Here is a 12,761-nt window from a genome sequence, read left to right on the forward strand (position 1 = left end):
CCGTTCAGCTCGGGACGCTCGCATCGGCATGCCGACCGAGACATGCCTTACTTCAGGGAACTTTGGAAATCATGTCAATCAAAAAATAATATCATGACAATTGCCCGCAATCAGCACAAATGGGAGGCAGCCACGCCTATATTGCAAGCAGCAAATGTTCGGGGCTCGACACGAGCAGCTTGGCGACGACGCCAAGCCCAGTCCGCAGTTCCTCCTCGCTGGTGGACCCGAGCGATATTCTCACCGCGGGCATCCAGGGCGCTTCCGAGGTGCGGAAGGATACGCCCGGCGCGATCGCGACGCCCTGGAGGCGCGCCTGCGAGACGAAGCCGTCCTCGGGCCGGCCGCCAGGCAGAGGGAGCCATATGTGCAGGCTCTCCGGCTGCGAACGGAAGTCAATTCCGGCGAGCACTTCGGCGGCGATGGTCTGGCGGCGGCGTATCGCCTTGCGCTGCCACTCGACCAGTTGCATCGCCGTCCCGTCCTGCACCCATTTCGTCGCGATCTCGGCGACCATCGGAGTCGCCATCCAGTTGGACACCAGGTGGCGGTTGGCGACAGCGGCAACGTAGCGGTCGGGCGCGACGAGATAACCGATGCGCAGGCCAGGCACGGTGATCTTGGTGAAACTGGTGACGTAGAGCGTGCGCTCCGGCGCCAGTGCTGCGACAGGCTGTGGGCGATCGGCAATCAGAGGCCCGAGCACGTCATTCTCGATGATCGCGATGTCATGCCGGCGCGCGACCTCCACCAGTGCCGAGCGGCGCGTGGCGCTCATCAGCGTCGCGGTGGGATTGATGACCGTTGGCTGGAGGAACACCGCGCGGATGTCGGCGCGCCGGCAGGCCGCGTCGAGCGCGTCGGGAAGCAGTCCGTCGCCATCGACCGGCAACCCTTCGAGATGGAACCCGAGATAGGTGGCAAGCGGCACCAGCGTATGATGGCCTATCGCTTCGGTGGCCACAGTCGAGCCGGGAGGCGCAGCCGCCATCAACGCCACCGTCATGCCGGCCGTGGCGCCATTGGTGACGCTGACATTCAACGGAGAAATGTCCAGACCGCACTGCCTCAACCATTCAACCGCAGCGACGCGGTGCCGCGGGAAGACATTGTTGGGCCGGAAAGACAAAGCGGCACCGGACGGCAGGTTGCCGCCGAGCCATGTCAGCGCTTCCTTCAGCCTGTCGAGATGCATCGCCTCGCAGACCGGCTTGAGGATCGACAGGTCGATCACCTCGCCAAGGCGTTCGGGCAGGTATGGCGGGTCCGGTTCGGGTTTTCGTGTCTGCACGAACGTGCCGCGCCCGATCTCGCCGGCGACGAGCCCGCGACGGATGAGTTCCTCGTATGCCCGGCTCACGGTCTGGACCGAAAGCCCGAGGTCGTCGGCCATGCCGCGATGCGTCGGCAGCCTCGTTCCGTCGTTCAGCCGGCCGTCATGAATGGCGCGGGCGATCTGGTCGGCCAGCGACAGATAGGCAGGCCGCCGAATCGAAGCGGCATCTGGGCGCCAGATTGTCATGATTTCATCATTGCCGGCAATCATGGCAATTGACAATCCAAATTCGACACCATCAAGGTGCGCCCTCCACCTCCCGGATCACGATGACCGCAGCGAAGCTCGACGCCATAGACCTGAAAATCCTCGACGCGATCCAGCGCGAGGGCCGCATTACCAAGCTGGCCCTGGCGGAAAAGGTCGGGCTGTCGCCGACGCCATGCTGGCTGCGGCTGCGGCGGCTCGAAAAGGCGGGCATCGTCAGCGGCTACCATGCCCGCGTCGACATGCGGCTGGTTGCGCCGGTGGCGAGCGTGCTCATGGAGGTGACGCTCGGCAACCACCGGCAGAGCGATTTCGACCGTTTCGAGCGGGCCATCAGGGCCGCGCCGGAGGTGGTGGCCTGCTGGTCGGTGGGAGGCGGCATCGACTATATGCTGAGGATCGCGACTCGGGACATCGACGCGTACCAGCGTTTCGTCGACGCGTTGCTGGAGCGTGAAATCGGTATCGACCGCTATTTCACCTATATCGTCACGCGCACCGTCAAGGACGAGGTCGCCATGCCGGTCGCGGACCTGATGCCGTCATCTTAGAGAGACTCTCTCTCAACCAGGCAGGACCGAGACAGATTCTCTATCCCTGTGGCGGCAAACAGTCACCTTCTCTCGTCTCTATCCGTACGCTCAGGACAGATTCACTCGGGAGGCCAGGACATGTCTGCCCAGCTTGCACGCACCATACGCCATGAAGCGCTCGACGGTCTCGCCGACCGTCGGCTGCACCGCGAACTTGCCTATGTCGGAGGAAGCTGGACGGCGGGAAGCGCCGGAGAGAGCTTCGAGGTGACCGATCCAGCGACCGGCGCCGGGCTTGCATGGGTGGCGTCACTCGGCGCCGCGGAAACGGCAAGCGCCATCGACGCGGCGCAGGCAGCCTTTGCCGCGTGGCGGACGCTGCTGCCACAGGCTCGGTCCGCCATTCTGCGCCGCTGGTTCGATCTGATCGTCGCTGCCAAAGACGATCTGGCGCTGATCATGACGCTGGAACAGGGAAAGCCATTGGCCGAATCGCGCGGCGAAATCGACTACGCTGCGTCGTTCGTCGAGTGGTACGCTGAAGAAGCCAAGCGCGTGAACGCGGAAACCGTCACCAGCCATTTGCCCGGCACGGAGATGATCGTGCGGCGCGAGGCGCTGGGTGTGGTCGGGCTTGTCACGCCGTGGAATTTTCCATGCGCCATGTTGACCCGCAAGGCGGCGGCTGCCCTTGCTGCCGGCTGCACCGTCGTGGCCCACCCCTCGTCGGAAACGCCGCTGTCGGCGCTGGCATTGGCGGAGCTCGGCGAACGCGCCGGCTTTCCCGCCGGCGTCTTCAACGTCGTCACCGGAGATGCCGCGTCGATCGTCGGCGCGTTGTGCCTCGACCCCCGTGTGCGTGCCATGAGCTTCACCGGCTCGACGGAGATCGGACGCCTGATCGCGGGGCAATGCGCCCCGACGATGAAGCGCCTCGTGACGGAACTTGGTGGCCACGCGCCGTTGATCGTCTTCGAGGACGCCGACATCGACAAGGCGGTGAAGATCGCCATTGACGCCAAGTTCGCCACTTCCGGGCAGGATTGCCTCGCGGCCAACCGCATCTTCGTGCAGCGGCCCCTCTACGACCGCTTCTGCGACGCCTTCGCCAAGCGTGTATCCGGCCTGAAAGTCGGGCACGGTCTGGAGGAAGGCGTGGAAATCGGCCCGTTGATGCATGAGCGCGCGCTCGTCAAGGTCGAGGAACAGGTGGCTGACGCAATCGCCAAAGGCGCCCGCTGCCTTGCCGGCGGAGCGCGCCAGGGCGGTCGCGATAGCCTGTTCTACCAGCCCACGCTCTTGGTCGACATCGGCGACGAGGCGCGCATCATGCAGGAAGAAACGTTCGGGCCGGTTGCCGCCGTGACGGTTTTCGACACGGAGAACGAAGTCGTCGCCCGCGCCAACGACACCGAATACGGCCTCGTCGCCTATGTCGTCACCGAGAACGGCGCGCGGCAGTTGCGGCTGGGTCGGGCGCTGGAATACGGCATGGTCGCCGTCAACCGGGTCAAGATCACCGGCGCGCCGGTGCCGTTCGGCGGCCTGAAGCAATCCGGCCTCGGCCGCGAGGGTTCGCGCCATGGGCTCGAAGCCTTCACCGACCTCAAATATCTCTGCCTGGACGCAGCCTGAAAGGAACATACGATGCTCGACCGCTCCAACGAACTGAACGCCTGGGACCGCGATCACTTCTTCCATCCCTCGACGCACATGGGAGCGCACGCACGCGGCGAGACCCCGACGCGGGTGATGGCGGGCGGCGACGGAGTGTGGATCACCGACACGAGCGGCAAGAAGAGCCTCGATGCCTTCGCCGGCCTCTACTGCGTCAATGTCGGCTACGGTCGCACCGAGATCGCCGACGCCATCGCCGCGCAGGCGCGCGAACTCGCCTATTACCATGCCTATGTCGGCCACGGCACGGAAGCATCGATCACGCTTGCCAAGATGATCATTGACCGCGCCCCGCAAGGCATGAGCCGCGTCTATTTCGGTCTCTCCGGCTCGGATGCCAACGAAACCAACATCAAGCTGATCTGGTACTACAACAACATCCTCGGCCGGCCCGAGAAGAAGAAGATCATCTCGCGCTGGCGTGGCTATCACGGCTCGGGCGTGATGACGGGCTCGCTGACCGGGCTGGAACTGTTCCACAACGCCTTCGACCTGCCACGCGCGCCGATCCTGCACACCGAGGCGCCCTATTATTTCCGCCGCGAAGACCGCTCGATGAGCGAAGCGCAGTTCTCGCAGCATTGTGCAGACAAGCTAGAAGAGATGATCCTCGCAGAAGGCCCCGATACGGTCGCGGCGTTCATCGGCGAGCCGATCCTCGGCACCGGCGGCATCGTGCCGCCGCCGGCCGGTTATTGGGAAAAGATCCAGGCAGTCCTTAAGAAATACGATGTGCTGCTTGTGGCCGATGAGGTGGTGACGGGCTTCGGCAGGCTCGGCACGATGTTCGGCTCGGACCATTACGGCATGAAGCCCGACCTCATCACCATCGCCAAGGGGCTGACGTCGGCCTATGCGCCGCTGTCCGGCGTGATCGTCGGCGACAAGGTGTGGAACGTGCTGGTGCAGGGGTCCGACACGCTCGGCGCGATCGGTCATGGCTGGACCTATTCGGCGCATCCAATCTGCGCGGCGGCGGGCGTCGCCAATCTCGAGCTCATCGACAAGATGGATCTGGTCAGCAACGCTGGCGAAACCGGCGCCTATTTCCGCAAGGCCCTTGCCGATGCGGTGGCAGGGCACAAACATGTCGGCGACGTACGCGGCGACGGGCTGATGGCGGCGGTGGAGTTCGTCGAGGACAAGGACGACCGCACATTCTTTGACGCGTCGCGAAAAATCGGCCCGCAGGTCTCTGCAGCGTTGCTGGAACGCGGCGTGATCGGACGCGCCATGCCACAGGGCGACATACTCGGCTTCGCGCCGCCGCTGTGCATGACGCGGGAGGAAGCCGACGTCGTCGTGGAAGCGACGGCCGACGCGATCAGGAACGTTTTCGCCAACGCCTGACGCACGGTGACAAGCCGGCGGTCAGGCTATCGCCGCCGGCTTTCGCTGCAGCGCTTCGATCAGAATGCGGATGAAGGCTTCGCCCGCATCTTCGAGCGCCCCATCATTGTCGATGACGGTGCAGTTTACGCCGAATCCGCGATAGTCCGCATTCCGGGCAATGCGGCCTGCAATCTGCTGCGCATCTTCGCGTCCGCGCGCTGCAAGCCGCGCGGCCATGACCGCGTCGGAAATAGAGACCAGCACGGGCACGACGTTGACGTATCTCGCCTGGGCGTCCGCCACGCTCGCCCTCGACAGGTTGGCGACGACGACGCCCCCCTCCCGGACCGTGTGGTCGACATTCGCGGGTATGCCGTAGCAAAGTCCATGCGAGCGCCACGAGAGCGCAAATGCCCCGCCTGCCTCCGCGTCGGCGAACGACGCTTCATCGAGCGTGTCGTGCGGCTCGCCATGAGGATCGGAGGAGCGCGTCACGACGCGTCGTGCAAACAGGATGTCGGATCGAGAGCCCAGCCGATCCCTGGCGTATGCGATGATGGAATCCTTGCCGGCGCCGCTAGGGCCCACCACGGGCACGAAGACGCCAGGCCCGACAGGCGCCTTCATCATGCGACGCGAACGCCCTGGCGCCAAACGCCCCGAACGACGGGGACGCCGCCTTGCCAGCGCACACGGACGAGGTCGGCACGCTTGCCGGGCGCGATCGAGCCGCGATCGTCAAGGCCGACCGTGCGGGCGGGATTTTCGGTAACCAGGCGCAGCGCGTCGGGGAGCTTGATCGCGTCGACATCCTCTGCGAGCTTGAACACGCCATGCAGCAGGCTGCTGGGCACGTAGTCGGACGACAGCACATCGAGAATGCCGGCCTCGGCCAAATCGCGCGCCGCGATATTTCCGGAATGCGAGCCGCCGCGAACGATGTTCGGCGCACCCATCAGAACGCTCAAGCCTGCATCGTGGGAAGCGCGCGCGGCCTCCACCGAAGTCGGGAACTCCGCCAGCCGCACGCCGTCCTCGATCGCCTCACCGACGTGATCGAGCGTCGCGTCGTCGTGGCTCGCCAGCGTGATCCCATGCGCACGGCAGTGCTCGGCAATCGCCTTGCGGTGCGGCGCCGAATAGCGCGCCGACTGATCCTGGCGCTTGGCAACGAACACGGCAAATGCGTCGTCGGTCAGGCCGCGCTTGATCTTGTAGTACAGCGTGTACTGCTCCATCGTCTGGAACTGGCGCTGTCCTGGCGCATGGTCCATCAGGGATGCAAGCTTCACCCGGCCTTCGTGGTGAAAATCCTCGAGAGCATGGAGGACATCGGGTGTCGAGACCTCGCAGCGCAAGTGGATGAAGTGCTCGGCGCGCAGGCGCCCCTCGTCGGATGCCAGCTCGATCGCGTCGGCGAGAACGCGCATTTCGCCCCGTACGAAGCCCTCGTTCTCGTCGGACCCCAAGCGCAGGCAGTCGAACACCGTGGTGATGGCGGAGGTGGCGATCTGGGCATCATGCGCCTGTACGGCGGCCAGCGCGTTCCAGCGCACGCCCGGCCGCGGCGAGAAGTGCCCCTCCAGATGGTCGGTGTGCAATTCCACGAGGCCGGGGATGAGGTAGTCGCCATCCATGTCCTCGCCAGACGCCGCGCCGCCGTGGTCGATGCCGGCAATTGCTCCGTCGCGCACGAGAAGGCTGCCGTCGACGATCTCGTCGGCGAGCACGATACGGGCGTTACGGAAACTGGTCTCGGCAGGCATGGTCAGGCAAACTTTCTCTCGGCGCGGGCGCCGAACTCATGGAAGGAACGAACGACAAACGGGGCCCCGGGCTCATGTTCGAGGAACAGCGCAAGCGATGCAATCTCGACTTCCTCTTCCAGAAGCGGGCCAAAATGATCCTCGATCGCGCTCTGGACGCGCGCGGCATCGGCCTCGTCGACGCGGCCGGTCAAGGTCATGTGGAAACGGAAATCCTCGAACAGATAGGGATAGCCCCAGCGCATCAGGTTGCGAAGCTGCGATGGCGTCAGATGCGCCGCGCCACGCCGCGCCTTCTCGGATTCCGCAAGCGGCGCGCGGAAGCGGTGGAAGGCGATGACAACATCGCGGGCGAGGCCGCCGAGGTCGGGTCCCTGCACCTCGGGCATCAGGGCGAAAAAGCCATCGAGCCGGCGCAGGATGAGGCGGGGCAGCGAGAGAGGCTGCATGGTCTCGCAGAACACATCGAGCGCACCGATCAATTCACGTTCGCTCTCGGCCTCGGCGAGGGTGAACGGCGCCATCAACGTGGCATGGAACCCGTAACGCCGCGCGGCTGCGGTGTGATAGGCGATTTCGGCCGCCGAAAGCCGGCCCACGGCCCGCGGGGCCTGGGATTCGTCGGTGAATGCAGAGCGCCCGAGCCAGCCTGTGGCCGCGCGGGTCAAGGGGTCGTCCTGGGCCGGGCTGTAATAGATCGCGTAGCGCATGGTCATCCTCGCAGGGCGACCGAATAGGTGATTTGCATGACAGTTTAACGACCTACGAACGGTTCAATGGGCCCGCTCGCCGATGAACCGCTGGCGAATTTTCTTCGAAAACCAGTCGATGACGAAGATGCAGACGAGCACGTTTACCACGACGAACGTAACCTGGTCGAACAGGTTGGCACGGAAACGTTCGATGATGATCATGCCGATGCCACCCGCGCCGACGAGCCCGAGAATGGTGGCGCTGCGTGTTGAGGATTCGAAGAAGTAAAGCGACTGCGAGATGAAGATGGGCAGGACCTGAGGCAGATAGCCGTAACGCACGACCTTGATGGGGCCAGCGCCTGTGGCGCGCACGCCTTCGACCTGCTTGCGATCTATGTTCTCGATGGCCTCCGAATAGAGCTTCGAGAGCGTTCCCGTGTCGGAGACGAAGATCGCGAGCACGCCCGCCAGCGGTCCGAGCCCCACCGCGCGAACGAAGACCAACCCCCATACGAGCTGGTCTACGCCGCGAAGCACGTCGAGAATGCGGCGCACGAGATGCCGCACGGGCGAGATTGGCATCGTGTTGCGCGCGGCGAAGAAGCCGATGAACAGGGCCGCCACGGAGGCAAGCATGGTGCCAAGGAAAGCCATCGCCAGAGTCTGAGCGATGGCTGAATAGATATCGAAATATCGCCATGTCCCCATGTCCTTCCAGATGAACATGGAAGAAACGAGGCGCCAGACGCGATCCGAAGCGGTGGCAAAGCGCCATACCTCGAAATACCACAGCGACCCGGCCGTATAGAGAACCAGTACCGCCCACAGCGACCACATAGTCGCCCACCGGGAGACGGTCGGAAAGATCGCCGGATGCTCGCGGCGTGCCGCCTCGATCTGCGTGGCGTGGATCTCGGAGAATGGCAGGGCGCTCATCGGAAATTCTCCTTGCCGATGAAGTGCGTTCGAAGCCGCTCGGAAAACAGGTCGATCATCGTGACGAGGATGACCACGAGCAACAACACCGCCACGACGCGATCGTCGGAATAGAGACTGATGACGCGGTTGAGTTCCTGTCCGATGCCGCCGGCGCCGACAAAGCCAACGATGGAGGAAGCGCGCACGTTGATCTCAAAGCGCAGCAGCGTGTAGGAGGCGAAATTTGGCATCACCTGCGGCACGACGCCGTAGCGCATCTCCTCGAACCAGGTGCCGCCGACACCGCGAATGCCCTCGACAGGCCGCATCGATGCGTTCTCGTTCACCTCGGAAAAGAGCTTTCCCAGCGCACCGGCGGTGTGGATCGCAATAGCGACCACCCCGGCCAGTGGGCCGATGCCGACCGCAAAGACGAGGATCAGCGCGTAGAGGATTTCCGGCACGCCGCGGCAAATCTCCATGAACCGGCGCGATATCCAGTACACGATGGTATTGGGCGCCAGGTTGCGCGACGCCGGAAAGCAAAGCAGGAACGCGGCGGCTGCACCGAGTATCGTCGCTGTCAGCGCCATCAGGATCGTCTCGAAGATCAGGCGCACATACACCCAGAAATCCGAGTACCAGTAGACGATCGAACCCGCCACGGCGCGGCCGTCATCGCCGCGCCCGACGAACAGCTTGTCGAGCTCGAGGTTCGGCATGATGGTGCCGAAATACTCGAAGATTCTCGGGAGGCCGGAAGCCAGCCTGTCGGGATAAAATCGCGAAACGTAGATCGACGCGACGGTAGCGGCGGCAAACAGGGCGATGAAGAGCAGGTTCATCGCGCGGCGCGACCGGATGAGTTCCGCGCGATGCTGCTCGAACGTCGTGACGGCGTCGGACTCACCCGAACGCGTGGCAAGCGTGGCGTCTGTCATCGGATCAGCTCGCCGCGAAGCCGAGTGGCGAGCGCTGGGCGATATCCGCCTCGGTAAGGCGTTCCTTTGCGGGCTTGCCGCCGAGCGACGTCGAGGTCAACCCCTCTGCAAAGGCATCATCAGCCTCCGCACCATAGATTTCGCGCGCGGTTTCCTGCGTCAGCTTGGCCGGAACGTCGTCGAACACCAGTACACCGTCCTTCAGGCCGATGATGCGGTCGCAATAGCTTCGCGCAGTATCAAGCGTATGCAGGTTGCAGATGACGGTGATGCCGTCCTCGCGGTTGATCGTGCGCAACGCATCCATGACGACCTTGGCGTTGAGCGGGTCGAGCGACGCGATCGGCTCGTCGGCAAGCATGACACGCGGTTCCTGCACAAGCGCACGGGCGATCGCGACGCGCTGCATCTGGCCGCCCGAGAGCGTGTCGGCCTGCTGGAGCGCGGTGTGTGCCATGCCCAGTCGGTCGAGCGCGCGGATCGCAAACGCCCTTTCGGCTGCGGAGAACATCTGCAGCATCGAGCTGGCGAAGCCGTGATGGTAGAGCCTGCCGGTCAATACGTTGGTGATCACATCCAACCGGCCCACAAGGTTGAACTGTTGGAACACCATCGCGCAGGTGGCGCGCCATTCGTAGAGCGCACGGCCCTTGAGCGCCGTCACGTCGCGCCCCTCGAAGGTGATGCGTCCGCTGGTCGGTTCGGCCAGCCTGTTGATCATGCGCAGCAGCGTCGACTTGCCCGCGCCCGAGCGTCCGATGACGCCGACCATCTGCCCTTGCGGGAACGACAGCGAGATGTCGGATACCGCGTTGCGGGTGGCAAAGCTCTTGGTGAGAAGTTCGGTCGTCAGCATGGCATGCTCCATCGCAATGGCCGATACGAAGACGACCGCCGTCCCAGTTGCTGGAACGGCGGTCGAATGTTCAGGTCGTATTAGCGGGAGCCTTCGAGCTCGCGGCGACGCATTTCCACGACGTTTTCGAAGAAGCTGTGGTCGACGCGCTTGAAGCCCTGACCTTCGCCGGCCGAGACGTCGACATAGCACTCGTAGTCGGTGTCCTTGAGGTTTTCCATCCACTCGATCGCAATCTGCTTCGGCTCGTCGGCAAGCGACTTGCGTACCACCCATGGGCCGTTCGGGATCAGGTTGGATTGCCAGATGATACGCAGATCCTTCATATCGAGAAGATCCTTGTCGACCATCGAACGAAGCGCGCCGCGCGAGAAGCCTTCCGCCTCCTCGCCAACGCCTGACGTCCAGGTCACGCCGGCATCGTACTGGCCGTTGAGAACGGCGACGACGGCCTGCTCATGGCCACCACCGAAACCCGTCGAAGAGAAGTATTCCTCAAGGTTGATCTCCTGCATTTCGAGATCTGCCTTCGGAACGAGGTAGCCCGAGGTCGAGTTTGGATCGGCGAAGGCGAGCGACTTGCCGCGCATGTCGTCGATGCTCTCGATGCCGGAATCGGCGCGCGTATACATGACGGAATAGTAACCGTCCGAACCGTCGTTCTCGAGGGCCACGAAGACCGGCTCAACGGCCTCTGGATCCTGGAGGTAGATGCCGGCATAACCCGATGCGCCGAGCTGGGCCGCGTCGAGCTGACCCGCAACCAGACCCTGCATCACGCCGGCATAGTCGGATGCCGGATAGAGTTCGACCGGGACGCCGAGCTTCTCGCCGAGCTGCTCGACCATGCACTCGTTCTTGCGCAGGCGATCGGCTTCGTTCTCGCCCCCGAGCAAGCCGATGCGGAAAGCGGGGAGGTCGGACTTCCAGTCCTGGGCGAGCGCCGGAGTGGCGAGAGCCGAAACGGCGATTGCCGCGGCGGCGGTCGTGCGGGTCAGAAGAGCAAACATGAAAGGCTCCATTCGCTACAAAGAGGAAACTTGTGAGACGCGGCCGGATGCTTTTCCGACCTGCCGGGAGCGAGCCCTAATGACCTTTCGCGACAATGGGATTACGCTTTTGCCAAGCTTTTGTGACGGTCCACGACGTTGCGTGGCAAAGATGCCCAATCGTCAGGCAGACGCCTGATTTTCGTACTTTTCCAGGAACGCTTCTGCCGAGAGCGAACGGAAATCGTCGAGCCCGGCGCGAAGACGCGCGTGGTCCCAGTCCCACCAGGCGAGCGCCATGAACCTCTCGGCAATCGCGGCCGGGAAGCGCTCGCGGATCGGACGGGCGGGAACGCCGCCGACAATGGTGTAGGGCGCGACGTCCTTGGACACCACCGCGCCGGCACCCACGACCGCGCCGTCGCCGACCGATACCCCGGGCAGGACGGTCGAGCCATGGCCGAACCATGTGTCATGACCGATCGTCACGGCGTTGGAGCGCCGCCAGCCGAAGAATTCCTGCTCCATGTCGGCGTCGTCCCAATAGCTCGCCGCCCGATAGGTGAAATGATGCAGCGTGGCGCGCCAGGTCGGGTGGTTGGTCGCGTTGATACGAACGGCAGCGGCGATGTTAGAAAACTTGCCGATGGTGGCGCACCAGATGTCGCTGTCCTGCATGACGTATGAATAGTCGCCGAGCGTGGTTTCCTTGACCCGGGCGCGATCGGCCACCTCTGTCCAGCGGCCGAGTGTGCTGCCGGCGACATCCGCCGTCGGATGAATGGTTGGTTCTTCGGCAAGCCTGGTCATGCGGCCTTCCTCGGTGCGAATGCGGTTACGTCGATGACGACATCGGCCACAGCCTCACGCACATCGGCATCGTGGAAGATGCCCAGTAGCGCCACGCCGGCCTGCTTCTTCTCGGCGATCATGCCGATGACGACTTCGCGGTTCCTGGCGTCGAGTGACGCGGTCGGTTCGTCGAGAAGCAGGATCGGGTGGTTGGTGATGAAGCCGCGCGCGATGTTCACGCGCTGCTGCTCGCCGCCGGAGAAGGTGGCCGGCGGCAGCGACCAAAGGCGCTCGGGCAGGTTGAGGCGCGCCAGCAATGCGGCAGCCTGCGCGCCAGCGGCCTCGGGCGTTTCGCCACGCGCAAGCAAAGGCTCAGCGACGACGTCGATCGCCCTTACGCGCGGCACGACGCGCAGGAACTGGCTGACATAGCCGATCGTCTCGCGGCGAATGCCGAGCACGGTCCGTGGGCTGGCTGTCGCGACGTCGACCAGCGTGTCGCGATGCTGCACGATGATCTGGCCCGTCTCGGCTGCATAATTGCCGTAGAGCATCTTGAGGATCGAGCTCTTGCCCGCGCCCGACGGGCCGCCAAGCACGGCACACTGGCCGGCCTTGAGCGCGAAAGACACGTTCTCGACCACCGGCAGCCGGATGCCACCCTGAAGATGCATGGTGAAGGTCTTGGCGAGTTCGGAAACCACGAGTGGCGTCGGCAT

13 protein-coding genes are annotated in these 12,761 nt (G+C 64.1%); 3 read left to right on the top strand and 10 right to left on the bottom strand.

Annotated elements, in window-relative coordinates; genetic code table 11:
- Positions 1–136: 136 nt before the first annotated feature.
- Positions 137–1,522: a PLP-dependent aminotransferase family protein gene (locus AAFN84_RS10785; protein ID WP_347514551.1), complete on the bottom strand. Its 1,386-nt coding sequence runs from the start codon at positions 1,520–1,522 to the stop codon at positions 137–139.
- Positions 1,523–1,605: 83 nt separating this feature from the next.
- Between AAFN84_RS10785 and AAFN84_RS10790 the strand changes: the two genes are divergently transcribed.
- The 3 genes from AAFN84_RS10790 (at position 1,606) to AAFN84_RS10800 (ending at position 5,103) form a co-directional block, all read left to right on the top strand.
- Positions 1,606–2,094, top strand: a complete 489-nt coding sequence (locus AAFN84_RS10790; protein WP_347514552.1) for an Lrp/AsnC family transcriptional regulator — start codon at positions 1,606–1,608, stop codon at positions 2,092–2,094.
- Between the two features lie 120 nt (positions 2,095–2,214).
- Positions 2,215–3,711: an NAD-dependent succinate-semialdehyde dehydrogenase gene (locus AAFN84_RS10795; protein ID WP_347514553.1), complete on the top strand. Its 1,497-nt coding sequence runs from the start codon at positions 2,215–2,217 to the stop codon at positions 3,709–3,711.
- 12 nt (positions 3,712–3,723) lie between these two features.
- Positions 3,724–5,103, top strand: a complete 1,380-nt coding sequence (locus AAFN84_RS10800; protein WP_347514554.1) for an aspartate aminotransferase family protein — start codon at positions 3,724–3,726, stop codon at positions 5,101–5,103.
- Positions 5,104–5,124: 21 nt separating this feature from the next.
- Here the strand turns inward: AAFN84_RS10800 and phnN are convergent, their stop codons facing one another.
- The 9 genes from phnN to phnL form a co-directional block, all read right to left on the bottom strand.
- On the bottom strand, positions 5,125–5,715 hold the full coding sequence (phnN, locus tag AAFN84_RS10805) for a phosphonate metabolism protein/1,5-bisphosphokinase (PRPP-forming) PhnN (protein WP_347514555.1): 591 nt from the start codon (positions 5,713–5,715) through the stop codon (positions 5,125–5,127).
- The gene (locus AAFN84_RS10810; RefSeq protein WP_347514556.1) at positions 5,712–6,851 is read right to left on the bottom strand and encodes an alpha-D-ribose 1-methylphosphonate 5-triphosphate diphosphatase; all 1,140 of its coding nucleotides are present in this window, start codon (positions 6,849–6,851) and stop codon (positions 5,712–5,714) included. Before AAFN84_RS10810 ends, phnN begins: the two co-directional genes overlap by 4 nt.
- Positions 6,852–6,853: 2 nt before the next feature.
- A complete protein-coding gene (locus AAFN84_RS10815; RefSeq protein WP_347514557.1) occupies positions 6,854–7,561 on the bottom strand; it encodes a DUF1045 domain-containing protein in 708 nt (235 codons plus the stop codon).
- A 63-nt stretch (positions 7,562–7,624) separates the two neighbouring features.
- Positions 7,625–8,482 (bottom strand): phosphonate ABC transporter, permease protein PhnE, encoded by an 858-nt coding sequence (gene phnE, locus AAFN84_RS10820; protein WP_347514558.1) that lies wholly within the window; start codon positions 8,480–8,482, stop codon positions 7,625–7,627.
- Entirely contained in the window at positions 8,479–9,405 is a 927-nt protein-coding gene (gene phnE, locus AAFN84_RS10825; protein ID WP_347514559.1) for a phosphonate ABC transporter, permease protein PhnE, read from the bottom strand. Before phnE (AAFN84_RS10825) ends, phnE (AAFN84_RS10820) begins: the two co-directional genes overlap by 4 nt.
- 4 nt (positions 9,406–9,409) lie before the next feature.
- The gene (gene phnC, locus AAFN84_RS10830) at positions 9,410–10,261 is read right to left on the bottom strand and encodes a phosphonate ABC transporter ATP-binding protein (protein WP_347514560.1); all 852 of its coding nucleotides are present in this window, start codon (positions 10,259–10,261) and stop codon (positions 9,410–9,412) included.
- An 80-nt stretch (positions 10,262–10,341) separates the two neighbouring features.
- Positions 10,342–11,271, bottom strand: a complete 930-nt coding sequence (gene phnD / locus AAFN84_RS10835) for a phosphonate ABC transporter substrate-binding protein (protein WP_347514561.1) — start codon at positions 11,269–11,271, stop codon at positions 10,342–10,344.
- A 162-nt stretch (positions 11,272–11,433) separates the two neighbouring features.
- Complete coding sequence (locus AAFN84_RS10840; RefSeq protein WP_347514562.1) at positions 11,434–12,060, bottom strand: DapH/DapD/GlmU-related protein; 627 nt, start codon at positions 12,058–12,060, stop codon at positions 11,434–11,436.
- Positions 12,057–12,761 carry a phosphonate C-P lyase system protein PhnL gene (gene phnL / locus AAFN84_RS10845; RefSeq protein ID WP_347514563.1) on the bottom strand — a complete coding sequence of 235 codons (705 nt, stop codon included), beginning with the start codon at positions 12,759–12,761 and terminating at the stop codon, positions 12,057–12,059. The genes AAFN84_RS10840 and phnL overlap by 4 nt, the downstream gene beginning before the upstream one ends.

The sequence above is a fragment of the Mesorhizobium sp. CAU 1741 genome, assembly GCF_039839275.1.
Lineage (GTDB): Bacteria > Pseudomonadota > Alphaproteobacteria > Rhizobiales > Rhizobiaceae > Aerobium.

Coding starts and splice junctions, on each gene's coding strand:
- AAFN84_RS10785 (WP_347514551.1), bottom strand. CDS start 1,522: ATGACAATCTGGCGCCCAGATGCCGCTTCGATTCGGCGGCCTGCCTAT.
- AAFN84_RS10790 (WP_347514552.1), top strand. CDS start 1,606: ATGACCGCAGCGAAGCTCGACGCCATAGACCTGAAAATCCTCGACGCG.
- AAFN84_RS10795 (WP_347514553.1), top strand. CDS start 2,215: ATGTCTGCCCAGCTTGCACGCACCATACGCCATGAAGCGCTCGACGGT.
- AAFN84_RS10800 (WP_347514554.1), top strand. CDS start 3,724: ATGCTCGACCGCTCCAACGAACTGAACGCCTGGGACCGCGATCACTTC.
- phnN (WP_347514555.1), bottom strand. CDS start 5,715: ATGATGAAGGCGCCTGTCGGGCCTGGCGTCTTCGTGCCCGTGGTGGGC.
- AAFN84_RS10810 (WP_347514556.1), bottom strand. CDS start 6,851: ATGCCTGCCGAGACCAGTTTCCGTAACGCCCGTATCGTGCTCGCCGAC.
- AAFN84_RS10815 (WP_347514557.1), bottom strand. CDS start 7,561: ATGCGCTACGCGATCTATTACAGCCCGGCCCAGGACGACCCCTTGACC.
- phnE (WP_347514558.1), bottom strand. CDS start 8,482: ATGAGCGCCCTGCCATTCTCCGAGATCCACGCCACGCAGATCGAGGCG.
- phnE (WP_347514559.1), bottom strand. CDS start 9,405: ATGACAGACGCCACGCTTGCCACGCGTTCGGGTGAGTCCGACGCCGTC.
- phnC (WP_347514560.1), bottom strand. CDS start 10,261: ATGCTGACGACCGAACTTCTCACCAAGAGCTTTGCCACCCGCAACGCG.
- phnD (WP_347514561.1), bottom strand. CDS start 11,271: ATGTTTGCTCTTCTGACCCGCACGACCGCCGCCGCGGCAATCGCCGTT.
- AAFN84_RS10840 (WP_347514562.1), bottom strand. CDS start 12,060: ATGACCAGGCTTGCCGAAGAACCAACCATTCATCCGACGGCGGATGTC.
- phnL (WP_347514563.1), bottom strand. CDS start 12,761: ATGCCGACGCCACTCGTGGTTTCCGAACTCGCCAAGACCTTCACCATG.